We start from the raw sequence: 23,174 nt of genomic DNA, 5'->3' as shown, positions 1-23,174 counted from the left end.
CCCATGCCTCCGCCCATAGGCAGCCTGAAACCTGAATCCGAAATAAAACGGCAACAGCCCGCCGCGCCATTTCAAATTTCAGGCTGCCGCACGATTCTTGCCCAAGTTTCAGGCTGCCCCACCTTTTGGCAGCCCACTCTATTTTTGATATGATGCCGCCTGTTTTTTCTTAACCCGAAAGCCACAAAATGAAACAAACCGCCCTTGCCGCCTTCTGCGCCGCCCTAGTCCTCACCGCCTGCTCGCAAAGCGACCCCACCCAACCCGCCGCCTCCGCAGCGTCTGCCGCATCCGCCGTTGCCAATGCCGGCTGCGAAATCCCCGCGCTCGACAGCCAAGTGAAACAAATCGTGCAAGACACCATCGGCAACAACGCCAAACGCCTTGCCAACGCCAACGACTACATCGATGCCGACAAACTCATCGCCCTAGCCGCGCAATTAAACGTAACCACCAGCAACGCCCAAGCAGGGCAAATGCCCGAAACCTGCCAAGCGCAAGTCGCCATCGCTATCCCCGAAAACCTCATCAAGCAAGCCCAAACCAATGCCCCCCTGCTGCAAAGCGAAGCCCCGCAAGACATCATCAGCCGACACCTCACCGGCGGCAACGGCACATTCAGCAACCACACCCTCAGCTTCCCGCTGAACTATGCCGTCAAAAACAACCAATTCACCCCCACCGATAACAACCTCAGCGGCGCCGCCAACCTGCTTGCCGACGCTCTTGCCGCCTACGGCGTAAAAGACACGCTTAACGTAAACGGCAAAAACGTCAGCCGCGCCGAAGCCCTGAAACTACTCAAACAAAAAGACCAGCCCAAAGCCGAAGAAGCCTCCATTCCCGCGCCACAAGCCGTTCCCCCGATTGACAACATCCCCGAGCCGCCCAAGCCCGAAGACTTGCGCAAAGCCGTGCCCGCCCCCAAAACCGATGCCCTAGACAACAGCGCATCCGCCCCCGCCAAACCGCAGCCTGAAAAACTCACCCCGCCTGTAGAAAAACCAAACAACGTGAGCGACAAAGAGCTAAACGCCGCGCGCGAAGCCAACGACAAAGCCGACCAATCCATCAAATCCGCATGGCGCAAAATTGACCCCCAAGTGCAACAAGACCTTGTGGACGAACAGCGCGAATGGGAAAGCAAAAAACGCGCCAACTGCCGCAACGCCGCCGCCAAAGGCAAAAGCGCAACCGAAAGCCAATACCTGCAACTGCAATGCGACACCCGCATGACGCGCGAGCGCGTGCAATATTTAAAAGGGTACAGCATCGAATAACGCCGCACGCAACCGCAGCCTGAAACTTTCAGGCTGCCTTCTTGTGTACAGCCCTTTTTGTTTATCAAGTTGCCGCGCAAACCCTTATCTCCACAGCCACGCAGCCTGAAAATCAAACGCAATAGCGATGCGGCACCCCCAACCGCATTTTCAGGCTGCCTCAAAAGAGACCGCCCCATGACCGACATCCTAGCCAAAATCCTCGCCACCAAAGCCGAAGAAATCGCCGCGCAAAAAGCCGAAATCTCGTTAGAAAACATGAAAGTGCAAGCGCGCACCGCCGAGCCGCCGCGCGACTTCATCGCTGCCATCCGCGCCAAACACGCCGCCAATCAGCCTGCCATCATCGCCGAAATCAAAAAAGCCAGCCCATCCAAAGGGCTTATCCGCCCCGATTTCCACCCCGACGAACATGCCAAAGACTACGAAGCCGCAGGCGTCGCCTGCCTGTCCGTGCTCACCGACGAACCCTATTTCCAAGGCTCGCCCGTGTATTTGCGCCAAGCCCGCGCCGCCGTGTCCCTGCCCGTGCTGCGCAAAGACTTCATCATCGACGAATACCAAATCTACCAAGCCCGCGCATGGGGCGCAGATGCCGTGCTGCTCATCGCCGCCGCGCTGGACGAAACCGCGCTGCTGCATCTGGAAGGCGTGGCCCACAGCCTGAACATGGCGGTGCTGGTGGAGCTGCACGACGAGAGCGAAGTGCAAAAATGCGCCCGCATGACCACCCCCCTGCGCGGCGTAAACAACCGCAATTTGCACACCTTTGAAGTGGACTTGCAGCAAACCATCGCCCTGTTGCCGCAGCTGGGCGACAGCATCGTGGTAACCGAAAGCGGCATCACCAGCAAAGACGACGTGCAACGGATGCAGCAGCACGGCGTAAACACCTTTCTCATCGGCGAAACCTTTATGCGCGCCGATGACATCGTTGCCGAAGTACGGAAACTGTTTTGATGAAACGCCCGCCCGTTCAACTCAAACCCGAACACGCCCTGCCGCTGATATTGGTTGCCGTGGTGCTGTCGCTCACGTTTATTTTCAGCTTGCGCAGCAAATTGCGCCAACCGCCCGCGCCTGCTGTCGTTTCCGCGCCGCGCACAGCTTCCGATGTCGCCGCCAAAGATTATTCTTGGGTGCAAAACACCGAGCAAGACGACATTCTCAACGCCCGCCGCGAAGCCAAAGAGCAAGTGGGCGCATCCGACATCGCCGCATGGGCAAACACCCCGCCACCCGCCGACACCCCCGCCGCGTCGCCCGAAACCCTGCCCGATAACCTTCCGCCCCTGCCCGAAACCTGCGAACGCTATTATCAGCGCGTGGACCAATGCTTTGCCCGCCAAGGCGAAGATGCCGAAGCCCTGCGCGCCTCCAACCAAGATTTGCGCGTGGAACTGGCACGCAGCCGCCCCACCGAAAACGAATGCGCGGCGCTTGACCGCAGCTTTGACACCCTTGCGCCCACGTTGGGATGCCGTTGATTGCATCGTTTTCAGGCTGCCTTATCGCCAAAGGCAGCCTGAAACCATCTTGCCCACATCGCAGCCGCCCATTAGGCAGCCTGAAAGCCCCCACCATGAAACTCGCCTTCTTCATCCTCAAACTACTCGGCAAGCTCCCCCATTCCGCCCTGCGCGCGCTCGCCCGCCTGCTCGGTTGGCTGTGCTACTGGCTGGTCGCCCCGCGCCGCAAAGTCGGGCAAACCAACCTCGCGCTGTGTTTCCCCGAAAAAAGCCAAGCCGAGCGCGACCAAATCCTGCGCCAACACTTCTACCACATGGCGCTTTTGGTGCTGGAATACGGCAAATACTGGTACGCCCCCGCCGTCGAACTGCGCCAAATGGTGCGCTACCAAGACAAACACATCCTTGACGACGCCCTTGCCGCAGGCGAAAAAGTCATCCTGCTCTATCCCCATTTCACCGCCTTTGAAGCCGCCGTATACGCGCTCAACCAAGACGTGCCGCTGATTAGCGTCTATTCCCACCAAAAAAACCCCGCGCTCGACGCGCAAATCCTGCACGGGCGGCACCGCTACGACAACGTGTTCCTTGTCGGGCGCACCGAAGGCCTGCGCAGCATCATCAAACACATCCGCAGCGAAAACGCCCCCTTCCTCTACCTGCCCGACCAAGACTTCGGCGCAAAAGACTCCCTATTCATCCCCTTCTTTGGCATTCCCACTGCCACCATCGCAGGGTTGCCCCGTATCGCCCAAATGACCCACGCCAAAATCATCCCCGCCATCCCCACCCGCCAAGCCGACGGCAGCGTTGTCCTGCGCTTTTACCCCGCATGGGAACACTACCCCAGCCAAGACACCGCCGCCGACGTGCGCCGCATGAACGCCTTTATAGAAGAACGCATCCGCGAGCAAATCCCCCAGTATTACTGGCTGCACAAACGCTTCAAAACCCGCCCCCAAGGCGAGCCGTCGTTTTACGCCAAATAGGCAGCCTGCGTAGCGCAGCGGAGTTGCGAAGCTAAAACCAATGAAATGGCATTTCACGTTTTCAGGCTGCCTCAGCCATTTTGAAAACCAGTGCACGGCTTGCCGGCAAGCCGTAGAAACGCGCATCGGCATTCAAGCGTTCCAACATCGCGCCCGCGCCGCACGCTCCGCACCACACAGCCCGCCCAAATAACCAAATCGTCTAACAAACATAAACACAAAATCTTTTTCAGGCTGCCCAAACCCTCCTACAATCCACCCGTCTTTTTCACCTAAACATAAGGAACACAACATGGCACGTTTAACCGTACACACCGTAGAATCCGCCCCCGAAGCCGCCAAAGCCCGCGTAGAAGCCGCGCAAAAAGCCAACGGCTTCATCCCCAATCTCATCGGCGCACTCGCCAACTCCCCCCAAGCCCTCACCTTCTACCAAGAAGTCGGCAAACTCAACAACGAAAACTCACTCACAGGCGGCGAGCGCGAAGTCATCCAAATCATCGCCGCCCGCACCAACCAATGCGGCTTCTGCGTGGCAGGGCACACCAAACTCGCCACGCTGAAAAAACTGTTGTCCGAGCAAGCCATCAAAGCCTCGCGCGATGTGAACCCCGCCGAGTTCGACGATGCCAAACTCAAAGCCCTTGCCGATTTCACCATCGCCGTGATGGCAAACAAAGGCGCGGTTTCCGATGCCGAACTCGCCGCCTTCGTTGCCGCAGGCTACCGCAAAGAACAAGCGGTGGACGTGGTAATGGGCGTGGCGCTGGCAACCTTGTGCAACTACACCAACAACCTCGCGCAAACCGACATTAACCCCGAATTGCAAGCCTACGCCTAACGGCAAGCGGCGCAAACCAAAGGCAGCCTGAAAATGGGTTTATTCATTTTCAGGCTGCCTTTAAATGTAAATATGGTTACGGAGGGTTTTGCCGCAGGCGGTTTGTCGCTTAGATTTGCCGCATATCGCAAGCAAAGGCAAGATTTTACCCCGCGCAAGAAACGGTTTCAGGCTGCCTTTAAGTATTAAGGCAGCCTGAAATTTAAAATGGCGCGGCAAAGGTGCATGGCCAAATGGCGTATTCAATAGGGCTTTAAGAAGCGGCATGATGTCGGCGCGCCGCCAACACGCCATCGCGGTCGCAGGTTTCACAAAAGTTTCGTTTCAGGCTGCCGACCCACGCCTGCATTAAGGCAGCCTGAAACGCAGTTCAGCGCAGCTGAAACCACCCCGCCTAAACATCCGCGCAAACAACAAGATCCCTTGCTGCCCGCAACAAGGGATTTTTTCGCGCGGGTGATGCAAACGCCGCGGCGGGTTATACGTCAAATTCCAGATTATCAATCAAGCGCGTGTTGCCCAGCTTGGCGGCGGCAAGCGCCACCAGTTGCCTGTCGCCCGCTTGGGCGGTTTTCAGGCTGCCTCTTTGGCGGATTTCAACATAATCCACCGCCCAGCCGTGCGCGTGCAGTTCGTCGCGGGCGGCTTGGGCGAGCGCGGCGAAATCGCGGTTACCCGCTTGCGCGGCTTGGGCGATATTTTGCAAGGCGCGGTACAGGCGCGGGGCTTCAGCGCGTTCGGCGGCGTTTAAATATTGGTTGCGGCTGGACAATGCCAAGCCGTCGGCAGCGCGCCCCGTGTTCACGGCAACAATGCGCACGGGGATGTTCAAATCGGCGACCATGCCTTGGATGATGGCGACTTGCTGGTAGTCTTTTTTGCCGAAGCAGGCGACATCGGGCTGCACGATGTTGAACAGCTTGCTGACCACGGTTGCCACGCCGCGAAAATGGATGGGGCGCGACACGCCGCACAACTCGTGTTTGAGCGCGGGCGGTTCAACGAAATATTGCTGCTCGCCTGCGGGATAGAGTTCGGCTTCGTCGGGGGCGAAAACGGCGGCAACGCCTGCGGCGCGGAGCTTGTCGGCATCTTGCGCCAGCGTGCGCGGGTATTGGTCAAAATCTTCGCCTTGCCCGAATTGGATGCGGTTCACAAAAATGCTGACCACAACGTGTTCGGCTTCTTGCTTGGCGCGCTCCACAAGGGCGAGATGCCCGTCGTGCAGGTTGCCCATGGTAGGCACAAAGGCGATGTTGGCAACGGTTTTGCGCCATTGGCGCAGCTCGGCGATGGTGTGGAAGATGTGCATGGTGGTGTCCTTACGGGTGGGTTTTGGGAAAAGGGTTTTGGCTACGCTGAACGGCGTTTCAGGCTGCCTTGATGGAGGGCATAGGCAGCCTGAAACCTTTGTAAAACCTAAGTAGGTCGGGTATTGATGCCCGACCTGCTGATAAACAACAGTATTCCCGCCTGCGCAGGAATGACGGCGTTTCTTGTTTTAGCTTCGCAATTCCGCTGCGCTACGCGGGCTGCCTATTCGGCGTTCAAATCATCCAATTCGGATTGCAAAATCACGCCGTAATCAGCATCCAAAACATACCGCCCCGCTTCCAAATCCTGCACATAGTTTTGCAAAAATTCGCGCAGGGAGTTGGCGATTTTTTCGCGTGCCGCGTCGTCGTGCCACATTTGGATGATTTGCCCTGCCGTGCCGCTTGGCGCTGGGTCTAGGTCTATCATTTTGCCATTGCCGCCGCCGTCGGCGGAAAGCGGAATCCATTTGGGATTCCACCAAAAATCGGCTTTGATGCCTGCGTCTTCGGGTTCGCAGCCGTAGTCCGTGCCGTCGTCTTCTTGGAATGAGCCGTCGTCGTACAAATCTTTCCAAACCGCGTATTCGCTGATGATGCGGTCAATGCTCAACCATTCGTCGCTGGCAAACACACCGTCTATATCGGGTTCGCCGTTGGCAACGCGGTAGAGTTCTTTAAACTCTTCGGGCAGCGCGTAGCCGAGCGTTTGTTCCAGCTTGGCGAAATCGGCTTCTCTTGCGCCGGCGTTCAGCTCAAAGTTCATGCCCAGCTCTTCGGCGGCTGCGGGATATTTTTGCGCGAGGGCTTTGAGTTGGGCTTGCATGCGGGTAACAAGGTCTTTCATGGCGGTTTCCTTTACGGGTGGGTGGATGAAATGGATTTCAGGCTGCCTTGAAGCGCATCGGGCAGCGAAGCCTTGCAAAAATGGGCGGCTGATGGCTTTTCAGGCTGCCTCGAGCCAAGGCAGCCCGAAAACGGGGTGGAATTATTCGCCCGACACTTTCTCAATCCCCTGCTGGGTTTTGATGCTTGCCGCCAGCGATTCAATGTAGTTTTGAATCATGTTTTCGCCCATTTCTTGCGCCAGCGTTTGCTTGGCGTTGGCAAGGGCTTGGGGATTGCCGACGGTTTGGATGGATTGCACTTCCACCAGCTGCGGCGCGGCGGGCATATCCAGCACGGCGTAAGCAGGTTTGCCGTTTTTCGGGATGGCCTGCATAAAGGCAAAATAGGCATCGTCGCTCAGATTGGCGCGCACTTGCAGCGGCACAACCTGTTCCACGGTCGACCACGCCACCGCAGGGTTGTTGCCCGCCGCCAGCTCTTTTTGCAGGTTTTTGGCGTGTTCCAGCGCCAAGCGGCGGCTTTCGGCGAGCTTGAAGCGTTCCGCTACGCGCGGTTTGGCTTGCTCAAAGGTTTCGGTGCTCTCGGTGCGGGTTTCGGTGGGGCGCACAAACCATGTTTCGCCGTCCACATTGATGGCGGCAGAGTTGAGTTTTTTACTGAACACGTCGCCCGCCAGCAAGGCTTCCGCCACGGCGGCGGGTATTTTCAGGCTGCCTGCGTTGGCGCGGGTTGTCCACTCGTTTTGCGTTTGCACGGTTAAGCCGAATTGTTGCGCGGCAGGCTGCAATTTGTCGCGCGCGCTGAACACGGCTTCGCTCAATGCTTCGCGTTGCTTGTTGTATTCTTGCTGCGCTTTTTTGGCTTGCAGGCTGCTGCGGATGCTGTCTTTTTGCGCCGCCAGCGACACATCGGCAATGTCGGTTACGCGCAAAACATGGTAGCCAAAATCGCTTTCCACCACGCCGCTCACTTCGCCTTTGTTTAATGCAAATGCCGCGTCTTCCAAGGCTTTGCTGCCAATTTTGCCGTCTTGCGCAATCTCGCCCAAGTCGCCGCCGTTGGCTGCGCTGCCCACATCTTGCGAGGCGCGTTTGGCGATTTCAGCAAATTGCTCGGGATGGGCTTTGGCCTCGGCGGCGATTTTTTCGGCTTCGGCGCGGGCTTTTTCGCGCGTGGCGGCATCGGCGGATTTGGGCGCTTCAATCAAGATGTGCGACACGCGGCGTTTGGGTTTCAGGCTGCCTTTGCTTGCGTTGTAGGCTGCTTCGATTTCGGCATCGCTCACGCTTTGCTTGCCGGCGATGTCTTTGGGCGAAAGCACGATGTATTCGAATTTTGCGCCTTGCGGCAGCAGGTAGTCTTTTTTGTTGGCCTCATAGTATTTTTTCAGCGCGGCATCATCTGCTTTCACTTTGTCGGCAAAGGCTTGCGGGTTCAACACATAGGCGCGGGTGGAACGGGGGGCGAGCACGGCGTTGATGACTTGCTGCGCTTGGAAATCAGACACGGCGTTGCTGTTTAAGGTTTGCAACAGCGCCGCCACGCTCAGGTTTTCGCGCTGCGCCTGCATAAACGATTCTTCGCTTTGGCGGGTGTTGGTCAGGTAGGCTTGGAACAGTTTGGGGTCAAATTTGCCGCTGGTGTCGTGGAACTGGGGGTTGTCCACCACGATTTGTTTGATTTGCTCGTCGCTGACCACGATGCCGAGCTGTTTGGCGCCTTCCAGCAAATAGGCGCGTTGCAACAGGGTTTGGAACACGGCTTCGCGGCTGGCCGGCTCGCCTGCGGCTTCGGTGTTTTGCACGGCTTGGTCGAGCGCGTAGCGGGTGATGATTTGGTCGCCCACTTTGACGATGTAGTTGTCGCGGGAGATGCCTTGCAGGGAAACAAAGCCGTAGCCCATAAAAGAAACGGCAATCAGCGAGAGCAGGATGGTAACGGGGGTGCGGAATTTATTGACTGAATGGAACATGGTGTTAAGGGTTGTTGTGGTTGAAAGAAAGGGGAGGAGTAAACTGGTTTTCAGGCTGCCTGTGTTGCTTGGGCGCGCGGGAAAGGGTGGAAATTTTACCGTTTTGCGGGCGGCTTGTGTGGGGGATTTTTGCGGGCAACGGCAGCCTGAAAACGGGTTAGTTTTGTATTTTCAGGCTGCCTTGGGCGGCTTGTTTTGCGCTGCGCGTTTGCGCCGTGCTTCTTTGGGGTCGGCTTGCAGCGGGCGGTAGATTTCCACGCGGTCGCCTTCGCGCAGGATGTGGCTGTCTTTAACGGCTTTACCGAAAATGCCCAGCGGGGCGGTGTGCGGTTGGGCTTCGGGGAAGTCGTTTAACACGGGGGCGGCGAGCGCGGCTTGGCGGGCGGTGCTGTTGGCAGGAAGCCTGAAACGGTAGAGCCGTTGTTGCTCGGCGGTGCCGTAGGCGACTTCGATGGTGATTTCGTTATCGTTTGCCATAGCGTTGGTTCGCTTCTTTTACAAATGCGTCCACCAGTTTGCCGGATACGCTGTTGAACACGGGGGCGATGAGGCGGCTGAGGATGCCGGTGAGTTCGTAGTTGAGGGTGAAGGTGATTTGGCAGATGTCGTCGCCTAGGTCGTCAAACTGCCATGTGCCGTGCAGGGATTTGAATGGGCCTTCCAGCAGGGTCATGCGGATTTCGCGGTTGGGGATGTTGTGGTTGTGGGTGGCGAAGGATTGGGTGATGCCCATGTAGTCCATGTGTAGGCGGGCTTTGAGCTCGGTGTCGCTGCGGTAGAGCACTTCGCTGCGCCCGTACCACGGCAGGAAGCGGGGGTAGTCTTCAACTTTGTCTACCAGCTGATACATTTGCGCGGCGCTGTGGGGGACGAGGACGGTTTTGTGGATGCGGATTTCGGACATGGCGGGATAAAGGAATTGCGGTTGTGTTTTCAGGCTGCCTCAGACGGCTAAGGCAGCCTGAAAAAGGGTTGGAGGTGTCGGGCGGTTGCCGTTGCCGTTTGGCTTGCATTTCGGTTTTCAGGCTGCCTCATTCAAGTTGGCTTCTTGCGGTTTTGGTTCGCGATGCCCATCAGCAACGCCAAAATAAACATAATCGACAGCGTTGCCGTGCCGCCATAGCTCACCAACGGCAGCGGCACGCCCACCACGGGCAGGATGCCGCTCACCATGCCCATGTTCACAAAGGCGTAGCAGAAAAACGTCATCGTGAGCGCGCCCGCCAGCGTGCGGTTGTAGAGCGTTTTCGCCTGCCCCGCAATCACCAAGCCGCGCCCGAGTATCACCAAATACACAATCAACAACAAAATATTGCCGATTAAGCCAAATTCCTCACCATACACGGCAAAGATAAAGTCGGTGGTGGATTCGGGGATGTAGTCCAAATGCGTTTGCGTGCCGTTGAGCCAGCCCTTGCCCCACACGCCGCCCGAGCCGATGGCAATCATGGATTGCAAAATGTGGTAGCCCGCGCCTAGTGGGTCTTTGGAAGGGTCTAGCAGCGTGAGCACGCGCTGTTTTTGGTAATCGTGCATCCCATAATTCCACATCACGGGCAGCGCGGCGGCAAAGGCGATGATGGAGGCAAGCAAGGCTTTCCACGGCAGCCCCGCAAAGAAAATCACAAACAAGCCCGAAGCCATAATCAGCGTGGCGGTGCCCAAATCGGGCTGCTTCAAAATCAGGGCGACGGGCACGGCAATAATCGCCAGCGCGGCAAGATAATGGAACCACGAAAGGTTGTTTTCATAGCGCTGGAAAAACCACGCCACCGTCATCGGCAGCCCGATTTTCATGATTTCAGAAGGCTGCAAGCGCACAAAGCCGAGATTCAGCCAGCGCGTTGAGCCGTTTACCGTAACGCCAAAAAAATGCACGCCCAGCAGCAGCACCACGCCCAGCACATAAATCGGCAAGGCAAAATTGCTCAAAATGTTGGGGCGAATCCGCGCAAAAATCAGCAGCAAACCCATGCCCAAAATGGTGTGCAGGGTTTTGTTTTCCAGCCGCCCGATGTCTTGCCCATCGGCGGAGTAAAGCAAAAACATACTCATCAAATACACAGCCAGCATGGCGTAAAACAGCCATGGGTCTAGCGGATTCCAAAATAAGCGTTTGGCTTTGATGAGCAGGTTATCGTTGTGTTCTTGCATGGTTACGGTCTCTTGGCGGGCGCAGCGGTAGGCGCAGACGCTGGGGCAGAAGCAGGATTTGAGGCAGCCTGAAAATCGGGATGCGCGCGCGCCGCTTTTTCCTGCGCCGCGGCTTCAAAGGCAGCCTGAACATTGTTTTTCCGTTGCGCCATCGGCGCGGAAAGTTGCAGCAACGGATTGCTCGTGCGGCGCGCGCCCGTGATGTCTTTGCTCACTTTGTCTTGCTTCAATTGCAGCAGATAATAATCAATCAGATGGCGTGCCACGGGCGCGGCGTTCACGCCCCAGCCTGCGTTTTCCAAAATCACGGCAACGGCGATTTGCGGCTTGTCCACAGGCGCAAAGGCGATAAACCAAGCGTGGTCGCGGTGTTGCACGCGCAGCGCGGCGGCGTTATAGCTTTTGCCCTGCGCGATTTGCACCACTTGCGCCGTGCCCGTTTTGCCGCCCATGGTGTAGCGCAAGCCCGCGCCAATTTTGGCCGCCGTGCCGCCGCCTTGCAACACCAGTTGCATCCCACGTTTCACATAATTGAAATTGCTTTGTTTATACGGCAACACGCGCTCGGGCTTGGGGTCAATCACGGTGATTTGTTGATTTTCATGGTCCAGCAGCTCTTTCACCAAATGCGGGCGGTACACTGTGCCGTTGTTTGCCAGCGTGGCGGTGGCGTGCGCCATTTGCAGCGGCGTGAACGTGTTATAGCCCTGCCCGATGCTCACCGGCACCATCTCGGCGGGATTCCAACGCTTCTGCTTTTCCGAGCCTTTCGCCCAGCGTTTTGCCTTCCAAGCAGGGCTGGGCAAAATGCCGCGATACTCGCCCGGCAAATCAATGCCCGTGCGCTCGCCAAAGCCAAACGAAGCCAGATACGGAAAGGCTTTTTCTATCCCCAATTCATAGCCTAGGCGATAGAAAAAAGTATCAGACGACACTTGAATCGCCCGCAGCAGCGTAACCGAGCCATGCCCACCTCGCGCCGCATCGCGAAATTGGTGCTTCGTCCCTGGGATGCTCCATGCACCAGGGGCGGGAACGTATGTGCCCTGCCCTATTTTGCCGCTTTCCAGCAGTGTCATCGCCATAAACGGCTTAAAGGTTGAACCGGGGGGATACATCCCTTGCGTTACGCGGTTGATTAACGGGCGCTGCCAATCTTCGTTCAGCGATTTCCAAGTGTCGCTGTCGATGCCGTCGATAAACACATTGGGGTCAAAATTGGGCTTGGACACAAACGCCAACACGCCGCCTGTTTGCGGGTCTATCGCCACCAACGCGCCACGGCGGTTGCCCATCAAGCGGTCGGCTTCTTTTTGCAAACGAATATCCATCGCCAAACGCAGCGTTTGCCCCGTTTGCGAGGGGTCGGAACGAATCACGCGCACAATATTGCCCGCCGCGTCTTTTTCCACTTCTTGATAACCCGGTGCACCGTGTAGCTGCTCTTCGTAATACGCCTCCAAGCCTGATTTGCCGATGTGGGTGGTGCCGCGATAGGCGGTTTCGCGCTTGTTTTCCACCAGCTTTTCCATGTCTTTATCGCTGATGCGCCCGATATAGCCCAAAAAATGCGCGGTCAATGCGCCAAACGGATATTCGCGGAAGGTGCGCGCGTTGATTTCCACGCCTTTAAAGCGATACAACTGCGCGGCAAGCGTGGAGGCTTCATCGGGGGTGAGTTTTAATTTTAAAGGGACTTTTTCGTAAGAGCGGTAATCGGCGCGGAATTTTTTGAAGCGGCGCAAATCATCCTCGGTTAAATTCACATAGGCTTTGAGCGATTCAATTAAATCGTCTTCTTTGCCTTCCACTTGGTTGGGGATGATTTCCAGCGAGTAAGCAGGATAGTTTTGCGCCAACACCACGCCGTTTACATCGGTGATTTCGCCACGAATGGGCGGTGTGGGAATCAGCGTGATGCGGTTGGTGGTGGCTTGGGCAACGTATTCGTTGTGCTTATACACTTGCAAAAACACAAACCGCGCCGCCAGGATGCCGAAAAAGATAAGAACAAAAACGAACGCCGCCGCCAAACGCCAAATAAAATCGCGCTGGCGGTTGTGGGCGGGTTGCGGAAAGCTGCCTGAAAATTGACGAGGTGTTTTCATCGGCGAGAGTTCAGAAAATTCAAGAGAGAGACCATGATTTTATTCAACAACGGCCACAGCAAAGCGCCGACAACGGGCGAGAGAAAGACTGTCCAACCATAAAAATGATGCGTGTACCGCCAGCGCACTACCGTCAAAATCATTTCGCTGCACAGCAAGGCGGCAAAAATCACCACCGCCTGCACGCCGTAGTGGTACAACACAATCTGACGGCGGTTTTGGATAACGATATATGCGGCGATAACGTAGGCAAGCGCGTGCCCGCCCAGCGAAGCGTTGGTGCCGATATCCATCAACAAGCCGAGGATAAAAGCGGTGCCGATATCCACGTTTTGCGGACGGTTGATAATCCAATACATCAGCATCAACGCTGTAAATTCAGGCAGCCAATGAAACAGGCTGCCTGAAAGCGGGATGAAATCAATCAAAATAGCCAGCAAAAAGCTAATGTAAATCAAACGCTTTTGGATTTTGCTATACAGGGTTTCGGATTCGGTCATGGTTTTGCAGAAGATGAACCTGCCACCGCAGAGGCAGCCTGAATAAGGGTGGAATCGGTTTGCGGCAACACCAAAACATATTTGCTCACCCGCAGCGCAGCCACGGGTTTAAGCTCCGCGCGGTAAAAAGGCGTGCCCGCATTACGGCTGGTGAGCAAGACTTTGGCGACGGGAATACCTGCGGGATACACGCTATCCAAGCCCGAAGTCACCAAAACATCATTCGGCTGCAAATCGGCATCGGTGGGGAAATAGCGCAGCTCAATATTGCCGCCGCCACCATAAAGCAAGGTGCGAACGCCTGTTCTCGCCACCATAACGGGGATGGTGTTGGTGGTGTCGGTGAGCAAATGCACTTCGGCGGTCAGCGGATGCACTTGGGTTACTTGCCCCATCAAACCCGCATCGTCCACCACCGCATCGCCGGCGCGGATGTGGTCGTTTGTGCCTTTGTTGATGATGACTTTGCTGCCTATCGGCTCTTTGCCATTGGAAATGATTTCGGCGGCGGTGGTGATGGTTAAACCGTGGTTTTTCAATGCCAGCAACGACTGCAATTCTTCCAAGCGCTTGGTTTGCATATCCACTTGGCTGGCGTGCAAGCGCAGCTTGGCGTTTTCTTGCGTTAAGCGTTGGTTTTCGCTGAGCAGATAGGTTTGCGATTGCAGCAAGGCGTTGCTGTATTCATACCATTCAACAGGCTTGTTGGCTAACCATTGCAAGGGATAAAGCGAGGTGGCAACGTATTGCTTGGCGGTTTTCACGGCAGAAAAATGGTTATCCAGCATCAAAAGCGCGATGGATGCCAGCGACAAGCAAATCAGTTTATTAACTGGGCGAATGCCCCGTTGCGTAAAAGAAAGCGATTCAGACATTGGAACAGTTTTCAGGCAGCCTGAAAATCATTATGGGTTATTTACAAACACAGAATTCATTCTGCCAATCATTTCAAGTGCCTTGCCCGAGCCGCGTGCCACGCAAGTGAGTGCGTCTTCCGCAATCAACACGGGTAAGCCTGTTTCTTCGGCGAGCAAGCGGTCTAAACCTTTGAGCAATGCGCCGCCGCCTGTGAGCACCAAACCGCGTTCGGCGATGTCCGCGCCCAATTCGGGCGGGGTTTGCTCCAACGCGCTGCGAACGGCTTGCACAATTTGGCTTAATGGGTCGGCGAGAGCTTCCAGTACTTCGTTGGAGGTGATGGTGAACGAGCGCGGGATGCCCTCTGCCAAATTGCGCCCTTTTACGTCCATTTCGCTCACTTCGGTGCTGGGGAAAGCGGAGCCGATGCGTTTTTTGATTTCTTCGGCAGAGGCTTCGCCGATTAACATGCCGTAGTTGCGGCGAACGTATTGGATAATCGCTTCGTCAAACGTGTCGCCGCCCACGCGGATGGAATGCGAATACACCACGCCGTTCAGCGAAATCACACCCACTTCGGTGGTGCCGCCGCCAATATCCACCACCATAGAGCCTGTGGGTTCTTCAATGGGCAAGCCTGCGCCAATCGCGGCTGCCATCGGTTCTTCAATCAAATAAACGGCGGATGCGCCCGCTTCTTGCGCCGAATCGCGGATGGCTTTGCGCTCCACCTGCGTTGCGCCGCAAGGCACGCAAATCACAATGCGCGGCGCGGCTGCCCATTTGCTGCTGTTTACTTTGCGGATAAAAGCTTTGAGCATTTTGCCTGTAATCACAAAATCGGCAATCACGCCGTCTTTCATCGGGCGGATAGCTTGGATAGAACCCGGGGTGCGCCCCAGCATTTTTTTGGCTTCTGTGCCCACCGCCAGCGTTTCATTGCGCCCTGCGTTGTCCACCTGCACCGCTACGACAGAAGGTTCATCCAACACAATGCCTTTGCCTTTGATGTAAATCAGCGTATTGGCTGTGCCCAAGTCAATCGCAATATCGTTAGAAAAATAACGCGTAAAGAAGTGCAGCATAAGAAGTCCTGAAAATATGATATTAAACAATAATTAAAGCAGGGCAATCACGGCAGGCAGCCTGAAATCGCCATGCTTTGCAATAGGTTTTCGGTTATAATCGCGCGCTTTGGCGGATAAAATAAACGCGCAATCATACCTTAATTTCACGAATTACCAAACTAAATTTAAGGATTTTAACCATGTCTTTAACGCTTAACGACGTTGAAAAAATCGCAAAACTTTCGCGCTTAACTTTAAGCGACGACGAAAAAAACAGCACGCTGGAAAAACTGAACGCCGTGTTTGAATTGGTGGAAAAAATGCAGACGGTAAACACCGATGGCGTTGAGCCGATGGCGCATCCGCACGAAGTAGCTTTGCGCTTGCGCGAGGATACGGTTACGGAGAGCGATCACGCGACGGAATATTTGGCGGTTGCGCCTGAGGTGCGCAATCGGATGTATATCGTGCCGCATGTGATTGAAGAGTGAGTTTCAGGCTGCCTTTGCGCCATAGGCAGCCTGAAAACTATTTTTATACAGAAATATAGAAAGCATTAAAAATGACCACCTACACCCTCACCCAAGCCAGCAACCTGCTGCAAAGCAAAAAAATCTCCGCTGTTGAGCTGGCAACCGAATACCTTAACGCCATCAACGCGCGCAACCCATCCATCAACGGCTACATCACGCTCAACCCCGATGCCACCCTTGCCGAAGCCCGCGCTGCCGATGCGCGCATCGCGCAAGGCAACGCCCACGCGCTCACAGGCGTGCCGATTGCCTACAAAGACATCTTCTGCCAAACAGGCTGGCGCACCGCTTGCGCCTCCAAAATGCTGGACAATTTTGTCGCGCCCTACACCGCCACCGTGGTGCAAAATTTGTTGGACGCGGGCATGATAACGCTGGGGCGCACCAACATGGACGAATTTGCCATGGGTTCAAGCAACGAAACTTCGTTCTACGGTGCGGTGCACAATCCTTTTAACACGCAACACGTTGCGGGTGGCTCATCAGGCGGCTCGGCTGCCGTGGTGGCGGCGCGTCTTGCCCCTGCTGCGCTGGGCTCGGATACAGGCGGCTCCATCCGCCAGCCCGCTTCGCATTGCGGCATCACAGGCTTGAAGCCCACCTACGGCATCGTTTCGCGCTTTGGCATGATTGCCTACGCATCCAGCTTTGACCAAGCGGGCCCCATGGCGCAAACCGCCGAAGATTGCGCTCTGTTGCTCAACCAAATGGCGAGCTTTGACGAGCGCGACAGCACCAGCCTAGACCGCGCCCGCGAAGACTACACCAGCCAATTAAATCAACCGCTTAAAGGCATGAAAATTGGCTTGCCCAAAGAATATTTCACTCAAAACAACAGCGCAGACGTTCAGGCTGCCTTAGAAAACGCCAAAGCCCTGCTGCAAGCGCAAGGCGCGGAATTGATAGAAGTTTCGCTGCCGCAAACCGAGTTATCCATTCCTGCTTACTATGTGCTCGCATCTGCCGAAGCCAGCACCAACCTTTCGCGCTATGACGGCGTGCGCTATGGGCATCGCGCCAAAGAGTTTGCCAATCTGGACGAAATGTACAGCAACACGCGCGCCGAAGGCTTTGGCAGCGAAGTCAAACGCCGCATTATGATTGGCACTTATGTGTTGAGCCACGGCTACTACGATGCCTATTATCTCAAAGCGCAAAAACTGCGCCGCTTAGTTGCCAACGATTTTCAGGCTGCCTTTGCCCAATGCGACTTGATTTTAGCCCCCGCCGCGCCGACCGCCGCGCCGAAATTGGGCGAGCTAAACCAAGACCCTGTGCAAGCCTATCTTTCTGATATTTATACCATTGCCGTTAATCTGGCGGGCTTGCCTGCATTGAGCCTGCCTGCGGGATTGAGCGCAGAGGGCTTGCCGATTGGCGTGCAACTGATTGGCAATTATTTTGCCGAAGCCAAGATTTTAGGCGCAGCGCATCAAATGCAGTTGCACAGCGACTGGCATACCAAGCGACCCGCGTGATGGTTATTTTCAGGCTGCCTCCATCAATAGGCAGCCTGAAAACCATTTGCGCCCGCGATTCCGGCAAGCCCGTAAACAAAATTCGCCCTATCCACCGTTTCAGGCTGCCCCAACCCCGCAGATACCCGCAGATATTTGTAAACAAATTGTAAAGCTGCCATAATCGCCCTTCATTTTCTTCACCACGCAACAAAGGAAAAGTCATGGCAACACAAACCGCCAACGCGCTTCGTTTTCTTTCAATGGACACCGTGCAAGCCGCCAATTCTGGCCACCCCGGCGCACCCATGGGCATGGCAGACATGGCAGACGTGCTCTGGCGCGAATTTCTGCGCCACAACCCCAAAAATCCGAAATTCGCCAACCGCGACCGCTTTGTGCTGTCCAATGGACACGCTTCTGCGCTGCTGTATAGCCTGCTGCATTTGAGCGGCTACAATCTTTCTACCGATGATTTAAAAAACTTCCGCCAACTGCACAGCAAAACCCCCGGCCACCCCGAATACGGCTACACCGACGGTGTGGAAACCACCACCGGCCCGCTGGGGCAAGGCATCGCCAACGCAGTCGGCATGGCGTTGGCAGAAAAACTGCTCGCTGCCGAATTCAACCGCGACGGCTTTGCCATTGTGAACCACCACACCTATGTTTTCTTGGGCGACGGCTGCCTGATGGAAGGCATCTCGCACGAAGTCGCTTCGCTGGCGGGCACGCTGGGCTTGGGCAAACTGATTGTTTTGTATGACGACAACAATATTTCCATTGACGGCAAAGTGGATGGCTGGTTCACCGAAAACATCCCCGAGCGCTTCAAAAGCTACGGCTGGCACGTCGTGCCCAATGTGGACGGGCATAACCCCGAAGCCATCCGCGCCGCCATCGCCGCCGCGCAAGCCGAAACCGCCCAGCCATCCATCATCTGCTGCAAAACGCTAATCGGCAAAGGCGCTGCCACCAAAGAAGGCAGCCACAAAACCCACGGCGCACCATTGGGCGCGGAAGAAATCGCCGCCACGCGCCAGCATTTGGGCTGGAATCACGCGCCGTTTGAAGTGCCTGCCGATGTGTATGCCGCTTGGAACGCCGCCGAAAAAGGCGCAAAACTGGAAGCCGAATGGAACGCGCTGTTCGCGCAATACCAAGCGCAATATCCTGAATTGGCAGCAGAATTTGAACGCCGCATGGCAGGCAGGCTGCCTGAAAACTTTGAAAGCGCGGTGAAGGTTGCCATCAGCGAATTTGCCGAAAAAGCCGAAAAAATCGCCACGCGCAAAGCCAGCCAAAACAGCATTGAAGTGTTGGCGAAAGTGTTGCCCGAACTGGTGGGCGGCTCGGCGGATTTAACGCCGTCTAACCTAACCGATTGGTCGGGCAGCGTTTCGGTAACGAAAAACGGCGGCGGCAACTATATTCACTACGGCGTGCGCGAATTTGGCATGGCGGCGATTTTGAACGGCATGGCGCTGCACGGCGGCGTTCGCCCCTTTGGCGCAACGTTTTTGATGTTCAGCGAATACGCCCGCAACGCTTTGCGCATGGCGGCGTTGATGAAAATCAACCCTGTGTTTGTGTTCACGCATGACAGCATCGGCTTGGGCGAGGACGGCCCGACGCACCAACCCGTTGAGCAAACCGCCACACTGCGCCTGATTCCGAACATGGACGTTTGGCGGCCTTGCGACACCGCCGAAAGCCTGATTGCGTGGGCGGAAGCGGTGAAAGCGTCCGACCACCCCAGCTGCCTGATTTTCAGCCGCCAAAACCTGCCCTATATCCCGCGCAGCACAGACACCCTCGACAAAATTTGTCGCGGCGGCTATGTGATACAAGAGGCGGCAGGCAAGGCGCAGGCGGTGATTATCGCCACCGGCTCGGAAGTGGAATTGGCGTTGAACGCACAAAAAGCGTTAGCAGAACAAGGCATTGCGGTTAGCGTGGTTTCTATGCCGTGCACCAATGTGTTTGACCGCCAGCCTGCGGCGTATCGAGCGGTGGTGCTACCTGCCGATTTGCCCAAAGTGGCGGTGGAAGCGGGCGTGTCGGACGGCTGGTATAAATATGTGGGGCTGAACGGCAAGGTGGTTGGGCTGGATAGATTTGGCGAATCTGCGCCGGCAGACGATCTGTTTAAGCTGTTTGGCTTTACCGTGGACAATGTGGCGGCGGCGGTGAAAGCGGTGCTGTAAGCCGTGGTTGAATGTTGAATAGGCAGCCTGAAACGGATTTTCAGGCTGCCTTTTATCTTTTGAACGATTGGAAGTGCGATGAACAAAACCAAAGCGCTTGCTTTTTTGTGCCGACATCAGCCGTTGTCTGATAGCGTGCGCTATTGGGTTAGGCAGGCGGCGATGGCGTTTGCGGATGCTTCGTTGGTGGCGGGGCTGATGGTTTCGCTGCGCTCGGCAGATGGGGATATTAGTGAATGTGCGCGGGCGGCGTTGGCGCTTTGCTTGCGATAGATAGGCAGCCTGAAAATGGGGAGAATGGTTTTCAGGCTGCGTTGGGTGTAGGGTGTAGTTAATAACCTTAATAATTATTTCAATGGAGCTTCACCGAATCGATTAGCACCTTTTGTGCCTTTTGACATAAGGGTAAACATAAAAATGAAAACACCAATAAAAGGAACTAAGTTAATAAGAAACCACCATGCTGAATGATTGGTGTCGTGCAAACGACGCACGGTAAGTGCGAATAATGGTCGTATGCCAGCTAGGCAATAGATTAATAGTATTGTTCTAGCAAAACCACCACCAACTACTCTGGGTCTATCAGATGTAACCATACCGTAAAACATCATGATCGCAAGAATAAATGCTATCAACATGCCAATTAAATTAAATAGTAAATATTCTTTACGACTCGCTCGTCCATTCAATACATTGTATTTTTTCCAAGCTGATAGATACAAATCCACGTTTAAACTCCTTAAATTTTAGTTAAGAAAAAACGTGGGATTGTAATTGCGGGGGGGGGGGGAGTCAAGCACAGCGGTGGGATGAATCAAATAATCGTTCAATAGATGAGTCAAAAAAATCGCTTAATTAATAAAAATGGTGAGATTGTTTTTATGTTTTCAGGCTGTCTTGGGGCGCGAGTGCGATGTTTGGCAGCCTGAAAGAGTGGCTCGCACGGGGTGCAGGGGCTTGCCCCTGCTCGTGGTAGGCGGCGAAACGCCTGCACGGGCGAAAAACGGGCAATGGCAGCCTGAAACGGGAATGGGGTTTCAGGCTGCCTCTAAATCAATGATTTCCATGCCGAGCTGAGGCATAAGGCGGTAGAGATGCGCGTAGCTAGGGCGGCGGAACAGTTCGTCCGGCGGGCGGATGCTGTGGATGCGGACGTTGGGGAACCGGCTGACGTTGAACGCGGCGGTGCTGGCCAGATGATAGATGTGGACGGGGGTGCGCGGCTGCTGGCGGATGTGTTGCAGCAGCCAGTCTTCAAAGATGAGCGGGGTGCGGATGTAGTTGAGATTGGGGATGGGGTGGTGTTCGCGCGGGTGGGGGAAATAGTGGGTGATGGGGAAGCGCTCGGCGATGCGTTGCATCAGGGCGGTGTTGCGCGGGGCTTCGGGGTAGAGCGGCTGCCCGAGCAGGATGTGAATGGGGGCGGTTGGGGCGGGGCTGGGCTGGATTTCAGGCTGCCTTTGCCACAGTTGCAGGGGGCGGGTGGGCGCGGCGATGTTGGGCAGGTTGGGGTACAGCGTGTGATGCAGGCGGCTGAGTTGGCGCAGGCTTTGGGTGGTGCATCTGATGCCGCGCAGGGCGTTGAGCAGGCGGCGCTTGGGGCTGTCGTTTTGGTAGAGGAGGCTTTGCGGGTAGAGGTTGCCTGTGCCGTCGTCGAAGGTTTCAAGGCGGTCGAATGTCAGGCGGCTGGCGGGGTATTGCACGTTGGCGTTGTCGATGCTGGCGGCGTAAAGCGTGTGGTAATGGCTGTCTAGCCCGTCAAGCAGGCGCGATAGGGCGAAAGCGCGTTGCCACGGGCGGCGGGGGACGATGTGGTAGCGGCTGCGGCGGCATTGGGCGGCGGTTTGTTGGTAATAATGCTGGAATTTGGCGTTGTCGGCTTCGGGGTAACACACCATCAGCAGGTCGGCGGGTTGGGTGGTTTGGCGGATGAGCGCTTGGGCGATGAGGGCTTGCAGGGGGGTGAGGCAGATGAAGAGGTTGGGCATGGTGTGGGGTGGGATGAATGGGCGGGGGAGATGGGGCAGCCTGAAATGGGGTTTGGCGCTTGGGATACGTTGAACCGGGTTTCAGGCTGCCTTTTGGAGGTTGAACAACGCTTGGGGCTATGTTCGTTAGCAATGCGTTGGCATTTGTCGGCAAGCCGCCGACGCTCCATTTGGGGTTTTCAGGCTGCCTTTGGGGTGTGCGCTATGCGTTATCGGGCTGGATAAACCGCCATTCGCCTGCGGCTAAATCTTGGGTGTCCCAGTCGCCAAATTGTTGGCGGTGCAGCTGGGCAACGCGGTTGCCAGCGGCGGCTATCATGCGTTTGACTTGGTGGTATTTGCCTTCGCTGATGGTCATCAGCAGGGTGGTGGGGGTTTGCAAGATGGCTTCTTGCGCGGCAACGGTTTCGTTGTCGTCGTGCAGCAATACACCGTTTTTCAGGCTGCTGCATAGGGTGTCGCTGGCGGGGTGTTTGAGCGTGATGCGGTAGATTTTGGCGACTTTGTGTTTGGGGCTGGTCATGCGGTGGTTGAATTGCCCGTCGTTGGTGATGAGCAGCACGCCTGTGGTGTCGGCATCCAGCCGCCCGATGGCTTGGATGTCGGCGGCGCGGATTTGGTCGGGCAGCAGGGTGAACACGCTGGGGTAGTCGCGCGGTTTGTGGGAGACTTCGTAGTCGGCGGGTTTGTTGAGCAGGATGTAGAAATGCGGCAGCGGGATGATGAGCGCGTCTTCGCCTTCTATGCTTAGGCTGCGGACGTTTTCAGGCTGCACTTCGGCTTTGTCGCTGGCGATGGTGTCGCCGTTGATTTGCACGAGTTGGTGTTTGACAAGCCATTGGCAGCCTTTGCGGGTGTCTATGCCTTGGGCTTGCAGATATTTGATGATATTCATAAATGGTTTCCGATTGGGTTTTCAGGCTGCCTTTATTTGCCGGAGCAGCCTGAAAACATTGGTTTACACCGGCGGCTGCCCACTGTTGGCGCGTTGGATGATTTGGACGCGGCGTATGCGTTGGGGTTCGGCGGCAAGGGCGCGGACGAGGGTTTCCAGTTGGTCAGTGTCGCAGCGCAGGTGGTTCAACGGAAACGTCATCTCCTGCGTGCCGACAGACAAATCCAGCCATGTGCCGTATCTTGTCCGCCCTATACGGATATTGCCCAAATAGCCGACATCGCGCCATACCGCATTTTTTCCGTTGCGGCTGCGGATACCGTCCGCACTGATAATGATTTGCGGACGGCGGTCAAGCAGCATGGACAGACGGAATATCAGCGGGCAGGCAAGCAGTGCGTCTACAAGGAACAGTTGCAGATATTCCCGCCATTTGCCCGCCTGCCCTGTGCCGGCATCAAAACGGAGAAGGGTGTGGTTGGCGTAATACAGCAAAGCCGCCAGTATTGCCAACTGCAATAAAGCCGTAACACCGCACCGGTAATACAGTTTGAGTTCTGTTTCCATGGCTGCTCCGATGTTTTCAGGCTGCCTTTGCTGGGCGGTGGGCAGCCTGAAAGACAGATTTGTCTATGCAAAGGCAGCCCGTTGTTGGCGCGTTGGATGATTCGGATACGACGGACGGGCTGCAATA

At 55.9% G+C, this 23,174-nt stretch carries 29 protein-coding genes; 12 read left to right on the top strand and 17 right to left on the bottom strand.

Going from position 1 to position 23,174, the window contains the following annotated elements:
- Positions 1-3 precede the first annotated feature (3 nt).
- The 7 genes from H3L93_RS03975 to H3L93_RS03945 all read left to right on the top strand — a co-directional run bounded on the left by H3L93_RS03975 (position 4) and on the right by H3L93_RS03945 (position 4,579).
- Positions 4-153: a hypothetical protein gene (locus H3L93_RS03975; RefSeq protein WP_003796634.1), complete on the top strand. Its 150-nt coding sequence runs from the start codon at positions 4-6 to the stop codon at positions 151-153.
- A gap of 35 nt (positions 154-188) precedes the next feature.
- On the top strand, positions 189-1,280 hold the full coding sequence (locus H3L93_RS03970; protein ID WP_003796636.1) for a lysozyme inhibitor LprI family protein: 1,092 nt from the start codon (positions 189-191) through the stop codon (positions 1,278-1,280).
- Between the two features lie 177 nt (positions 1,281-1,457).
- Positions 1,458-2,240 (top strand): indole-3-glycerol phosphate synthase TrpC, encoded by a 783-nt coding sequence (gene trpC / locus H3L93_RS03965; protein ID WP_003796638.1) that lies wholly within the window; start codon positions 1,458-1,460, stop codon positions 2,238-2,240.
- A complete protein-coding gene (locus H3L93_RS03960) occupies positions 2,240-2,767 on the top strand; it encodes a hypothetical protein (RefSeq protein ID WP_003796640.1) in 528 nt (175 codons plus the stop codon). Before trpC ends, H3L93_RS03960 begins: the two co-directional genes overlap by 1 nt.
- 95 nt (positions 2,768-2,862) lie before the next feature.
- Complete coding sequence (locus H3L93_RS03955; RefSeq protein WP_003796641.1) at positions 2,863-3,738, top strand: lipid A biosynthesis lauroyl acyltransferase; 876 nt, start codon at positions 2,863-2,865, stop codon at positions 3,736-3,738.
- A gap of 40 nt (positions 3,739-3,778) precedes the next feature.
- The gene (locus tag H3L93_RS03950) at positions 3,779-3,931 is read left to right on the top strand and encodes a hypothetical protein (RefSeq protein WP_003796643.1); all 153 of its coding nucleotides are present in this window, start codon (positions 3,779-3,781) and stop codon (positions 3,929-3,931) included.
- A gap of 99 nt (positions 3,932-4,030) precedes the next feature.
- A complete protein-coding gene (locus H3L93_RS03945; RefSeq protein WP_003796645.1) occupies positions 4,031-4,579 on the top strand; it encodes a carboxymuconolactone decarboxylase family protein in 549 nt (182 codons plus the stop codon).
- A 60-nt stretch (positions 4,580-4,639) separates the two neighbouring features.
- On the opposite strand, the gene H3L93_RS03940 is transcribed toward H3L93_RS03945, so the two are convergent.
- From H3L93_RS03940 to H3L93_RS03885, 12 genes are all read right to left on the bottom strand, one after another.
- Positions 4,640-4,891: a hypothetical protein gene (locus H3L93_RS03940; protein ID WP_003796647.1), complete on the bottom strand. Its 252-nt coding sequence runs from the start codon at positions 4,889-4,891 to the stop codon at positions 4,640-4,642.
- Positions 4,892-5,057: 166 nt separating this feature from the next.
- Positions 5,058-5,891 (bottom strand): pantoate--beta-alanine ligase, encoded by an 834-nt coding sequence (gene panC / locus H3L93_RS03935; protein WP_003796648.1) that lies wholly within the window; start codon positions 5,889-5,891, stop codon positions 5,058-5,060.
- A gap of 224 nt (positions 5,892-6,115) precedes the next feature.
- Positions 6,116-6,739, bottom strand: a complete 624-nt coding sequence (locus tag H3L93_RS03930; protein WP_003796650.1) for an SMI1/KNR4 family protein — start codon at positions 6,737-6,739, stop codon at positions 6,116-6,118.
- Between the two features lie 11 nt (positions 6,740-6,750).
- Positions 6,751-6,903, bottom strand: a complete 153-nt coding sequence (locus tag H3L93_RS03925; protein WP_003796652.1) for a hypothetical protein — start codon at positions 6,901-6,903, stop codon at positions 6,751-6,753.
- The gene (locus H3L93_RS03920) at positions 6,881-8,713 is read right to left on the bottom strand and encodes a SurA N-terminal domain-containing protein (RefSeq protein WP_003796654.1); all 1,833 of its coding nucleotides are present in this window, start codon (positions 8,711-8,713) and stop codon (positions 6,881-6,883) included. The genes H3L93_RS03925 and H3L93_RS03920 overlap by 23 nt, the downstream gene beginning before the upstream one ends.
- 171 nt (positions 8,714-8,884) lie before the next feature.
- Positions 8,885-9,190 carry an RnfH family protein gene (locus tag H3L93_RS03915; RefSeq protein WP_003796658.1) on the bottom strand — a complete coding sequence of 102 codons (306 nt, stop codon included), beginning with the start codon at positions 9,188-9,190 and terminating at the stop codon, positions 8,885-8,887.
- Positions 9,177-9,617: a type II toxin-antitoxin system RatA family toxin gene (locus tag H3L93_RS03910; RefSeq protein ID WP_003796660.1), complete on the bottom strand. Its 441-nt coding sequence runs from the start codon at positions 9,615-9,617 to the stop codon at positions 9,177-9,179. Before H3L93_RS03910 ends, H3L93_RS03915 begins: the two co-directional genes overlap by 14 nt.
- Positions 9,618-9,748: 131 nt before the next feature.
- Positions 9,749-10,867: a rod shape-determining protein RodA gene (gene rodA / locus H3L93_RS03905; protein WP_003796662.1), complete on the bottom strand. Its 1,119-nt coding sequence runs from the start codon at positions 10,865-10,867 to the stop codon at positions 9,749-9,751.
- A 2-nt stretch (positions 10,868-10,869) separates the two neighbouring features.
- Positions 10,870-12,975 carry a penicillin-binding protein 2 gene (mrdA, locus tag H3L93_RS03900; RefSeq protein ID WP_003796664.1) on the bottom strand — a complete coding sequence of 702 codons (2,106 nt, stop codon included), beginning with the start codon at positions 12,973-12,975 and terminating at the stop codon, positions 10,870-10,872.
- The gene (mreD, locus tag H3L93_RS03895) at positions 12,972-13,475 is read right to left on the bottom strand and encodes a rod shape-determining protein MreD (protein ID WP_003796666.1); all 504 of its coding nucleotides are present in this window, start codon (positions 13,473-13,475) and stop codon (positions 12,972-12,974) included. Before mreD ends, mrdA begins: the two co-directional genes overlap by 4 nt.
- Complete coding sequence (gene mreC / locus H3L93_RS03890; RefSeq protein ID WP_003796667.1) at positions 13,472-14,350, bottom strand: rod shape-determining protein MreC; 879 nt, start codon at positions 14,348-14,350, stop codon at positions 13,472-13,474. Before mreC ends, mreD begins: the two co-directional genes overlap by 4 nt.
- 30 nt (positions 14,351-14,380) lie before the next feature.
- Positions 14,381-15,418 carry a rod shape-determining protein gene (locus H3L93_RS03885; protein ID WP_003796669.1) on the bottom strand — a complete coding sequence of 346 codons (1,038 nt, stop codon included), beginning with the start codon at positions 15,416-15,418 and terminating at the stop codon, positions 14,381-14,383.
- A 182-nt stretch (positions 15,419-15,600) separates the two neighbouring features.
- On the opposite strand from H3L93_RS03885, the gene gatC reads away from it, so the two are divergent.
- Together gatC and gatA are read left to right on the top strand one after the other, a co-directional pair.
- Positions 15,601-15,891 carry an Asp-tRNA(Asn)/Glu-tRNA(Gln) amidotransferase subunit GatC gene (gene gatC / locus H3L93_RS03880; protein ID WP_003796672.1) on the top strand — a complete coding sequence of 97 codons (291 nt, stop codon included), beginning with the start codon at positions 15,601-15,603 and terminating at the stop codon, positions 15,889-15,891.
- A gap of 71 nt (positions 15,892-15,962) precedes the next feature.
- Positions 15,963-17,411, top strand: coding sequence for an Asp-tRNA(Asn)/Glu-tRNA(Gln) amidotransferase subunit GatA (gene gatA / locus H3L93_RS03875; protein WP_003796676.1), 1,449 nt, complete (start codon positions 15,963-15,965; stop codon positions 17,409-17,411).
- Positions 17,412-17,434: 23 nt separating this feature from the next.
- On the opposite strand, the gene H3L93_RS03870 is transcribed toward gatA, so the two are convergent.
- Entirely contained in the window at positions 17,435-17,572 is a 138-nt protein-coding gene (locus H3L93_RS03870) for a hypothetical protein (protein ID WP_003796678.1), read from the bottom strand.
- Between the two features lie 42 nt (positions 17,573-17,614).
- On the opposite strand from H3L93_RS03870, the gene tkt reads away from it, so the two are divergent.
- Complete coding sequence (gene tkt / locus H3L93_RS03865) at positions 17,615-19,597, top strand: transketolase (protein WP_003796680.1); 1,983 nt, start codon at positions 17,615-17,617, stop codon at positions 19,595-19,597.
- Positions 19,598-19,675: 78 nt separating this feature from the next.
- Positions 19,676-19,870 (top strand): hypothetical protein, encoded by a 195-nt coding sequence (locus H3L93_RS03860; RefSeq protein WP_003796682.1) that lies wholly within the window; start codon positions 19,676-19,678, stop codon positions 19,868-19,870.
- 74 nt (positions 19,871-19,944) lie between these two features.
- Here the strand turns inward: H3L93_RS03860 and H3L93_RS03855 are convergent, their stop codons facing one another.
- Positions 19,945-20,325: a DUF805 domain-containing protein gene (locus H3L93_RS03855; RefSeq protein ID WP_081446107.1), complete on the bottom strand. Its 381-nt coding sequence runs from the start codon at positions 20,323-20,325 to the stop codon at positions 19,945-19,947.
- 136 nt (positions 20,326-20,461) lie between these two features.
- Between H3L93_RS03855 and H3L93_RS03850 the strand changes: the two genes are divergently transcribed.
- Positions 20,462-20,674: a hypothetical protein gene (locus H3L93_RS03850; protein WP_155803151.1), complete on the top strand. Its 213-nt coding sequence runs from the start codon at positions 20,462-20,464 to the stop codon at positions 20,672-20,674.
- On the opposite strand, the gene H3L93_RS03845 is transcribed toward H3L93_RS03850, so the two are convergent.
- The 3 genes from H3L93_RS03845 to H3L93_RS03835 form a co-directional block, all read right to left on the bottom strand.
- Positions 20,635-21,585, bottom strand: coding sequence for a glycosyltransferase family 52 (locus H3L93_RS03845; RefSeq protein ID WP_003796686.1), 951 nt, complete (start codon positions 21,583-21,585; stop codon positions 20,635-20,637). The genes H3L93_RS03850 and H3L93_RS03845 overlap by 40 nt on opposite strands.
- A 202-nt stretch (positions 21,586-21,787) precedes the next feature.
- On the bottom strand, positions 21,788-22,480 hold the full coding sequence (locus H3L93_RS03840; protein ID WP_003796688.1) for a 16S rRNA pseudouridine(516) synthase: 693 nt from the start codon (positions 22,478-22,480) through the stop codon (positions 21,788-21,790).
- Between the two features lie 63 nt (positions 22,481-22,543).
- A complete protein-coding gene (locus H3L93_RS03835) occupies positions 22,544-23,047 on the bottom strand; it encodes a hypothetical protein (protein WP_003796690.1) in 504 nt (167 codons plus the stop codon).
- Positions 23,048-23,174: the final 127 nt, after the last annotated feature.

The organism is Kingella oralis, from assembly GCF_014054985.1.
GTDB classification, from domain to species: domain Bacteria; phylum Pseudomonadota; class Gammaproteobacteria; order Burkholderiales; family Neisseriaceae; genus Kingella_B; species Kingella_B oralis.
The sequence above is the reverse complement of the archived record's forward strand: the minus strand, read 5'-3'. Positions and strand labels throughout refer to the sequence as shown.

Bases quoted from the DNA above. Each gene is read 5' to 3' on its own strand.
- H3L93_RS03885 (WP_003796669.1), bottom strand. From the start codon at position 15,418: ATGCTGCACTTCTTTACGCGTTATTTTTCTAACGATATTGCGATTGAC.
- mreD (WP_003796666.1), bottom strand. From the start codon at position 13,475: ATGACCGAATCCGAAACCCTGTATAGCAAAATCCAAAAGCGTTTGATT.
- panC (WP_003796648.1), bottom strand. From the start codon at position 5,891: ATGCACATCTTCCACACCATCGCCGAGCTGCGCCAATGGCGCAAAACC.
- rodA (WP_003796662.1), bottom strand. From the start codon at position 10,867: ATGCAAGAACACAACGATAACCTGCTCATCAAAGCCAAACGCTTATTT.
- H3L93_RS03975 (WP_003796634.1), top strand. From the start codon at position 4: ATGCCTCCGCCCATAGGCAGCCTGAAACCTGAATCCGAAATAAAACGG.
- gatC (WP_003796672.1), top strand. From the start codon at position 15,601: ATGTCTTTAACGCTTAACGACGTTGAAAAAATCGCAAAACTTTCGCGC.
- H3L93_RS03845 (WP_003796686.1), bottom strand. From the start codon at position 21,585: ATGCCCAACCTCTTCATCTGCCTCACCCCCCTGCAAGCCCTCATCGCC.
- tkt (WP_003796680.1), top strand. From the start codon at position 17,615: ATGGCAACACAAACCGCCAACGCGCTTCGTTTTCTTTCAATGGACACC.
- mreC (WP_003796667.1), bottom strand. From the start codon at position 14,350: ATGTCTGAATCGCTTTCTTTTACGCAACGGGGCATTCGCCCAGTTAAT.
- H3L93_RS03945 (WP_003796645.1), top strand. From the start codon at position 4,031: ATGGCACGTTTAACCGTACACACCGTAGAATCCGCCCCCGAAGCCGCC.
- H3L93_RS03840 (WP_003796688.1), bottom strand. From the start codon at position 22,480: ATGAATATCATCAAATATCTGCAAGCCCAAGGCATAGACACCCGCAAA.
- H3L93_RS03950 (WP_003796643.1), top strand. From the start codon at position 3,779: ATGAAATGGCATTTCACGTTTTCAGGCTGCCTCAGCCATTTTGAAAAC.
- H3L93_RS03850 (WP_155803151.1), top strand. From the start codon at position 20,462: ATGGTGAGATTGTTTTTATGTTTTCAGGCTGTCTTGGGGCGCGAGTGC.
- H3L93_RS03930 (WP_003796650.1), bottom strand. From the start codon at position 6,739: ATGAAAGACCTTGTTACCCGCATGCAAGCCCAACTCAAAGCCCTCGCG.
- mrdA (WP_003796664.1), bottom strand. From the start codon at position 12,975: ATGAAAACACCTCGTCAATTTTCAGGCAGCTTTCCGCAACCCGCCCAC.
- trpC (WP_003796638.1), top strand. From the start codon at position 1,458: ATGACCGACATCCTAGCCAAAATCCTCGCCACCAAAGCCGAAGAAATC.
- H3L93_RS03970 (WP_003796636.1), top strand. From the start codon at position 189: ATGAAACAAACCGCCCTTGCCGCCTTCTGCGCCGCCCTAGTCCTCACC.
- H3L93_RS03960 (WP_003796640.1), top strand. From the start codon at position 2,240: ATGAAACGCCCGCCCGTTCAACTCAAACCCGAACACGCCCTGCCGCTG.
- H3L93_RS03870 (WP_003796678.1), bottom strand. From the start codon at position 17,572: ATGGCAGCTTTACAATTTGTTTACAAATATCTGCGGGTATCTGCGGGG.
- H3L93_RS03835 (WP_003796690.1), bottom strand. From the start codon at position 23,047: ATGGAAACAGAACTCAAACTGTATTACCGGTGCGGTGTTACGGCTTTA.
- H3L93_RS03910 (WP_003796660.1), bottom strand. From the start codon at position 9,617: ATGTCCGAAATCCGCATCCACAAAACCGTCCTCGTCCCCCACAGCGCC.
- gatA (WP_003796676.1), top strand. From the start codon at position 15,963: ATGACCACCTACACCCTCACCCAAGCCAGCAACCTGCTGCAAAGCAAA.
- H3L93_RS03915 (WP_003796658.1), bottom strand. From the start codon at position 9,190: ATGGCAAACGATAACGAAATCACCATCGAAGTCGCCTACGGCACCGCC.
- H3L93_RS03955 (WP_003796641.1), top strand. From the start codon at position 2,863: ATGAAACTCGCCTTCTTCATCCTCAAACTACTCGGCAAGCTCCCCCAT.
- H3L93_RS03920 (WP_003796654.1), bottom strand. From the start codon at position 8,713: ATGTTCCATTCAGTCAATAAATTCCGCACCCCCGTTACCATCCTGCTC.
- H3L93_RS03860 (WP_003796682.1), top strand. From the start codon at position 19,676: ATGAACAAAACCAAAGCGCTTGCTTTTTTGTGCCGACATCAGCCGTTG.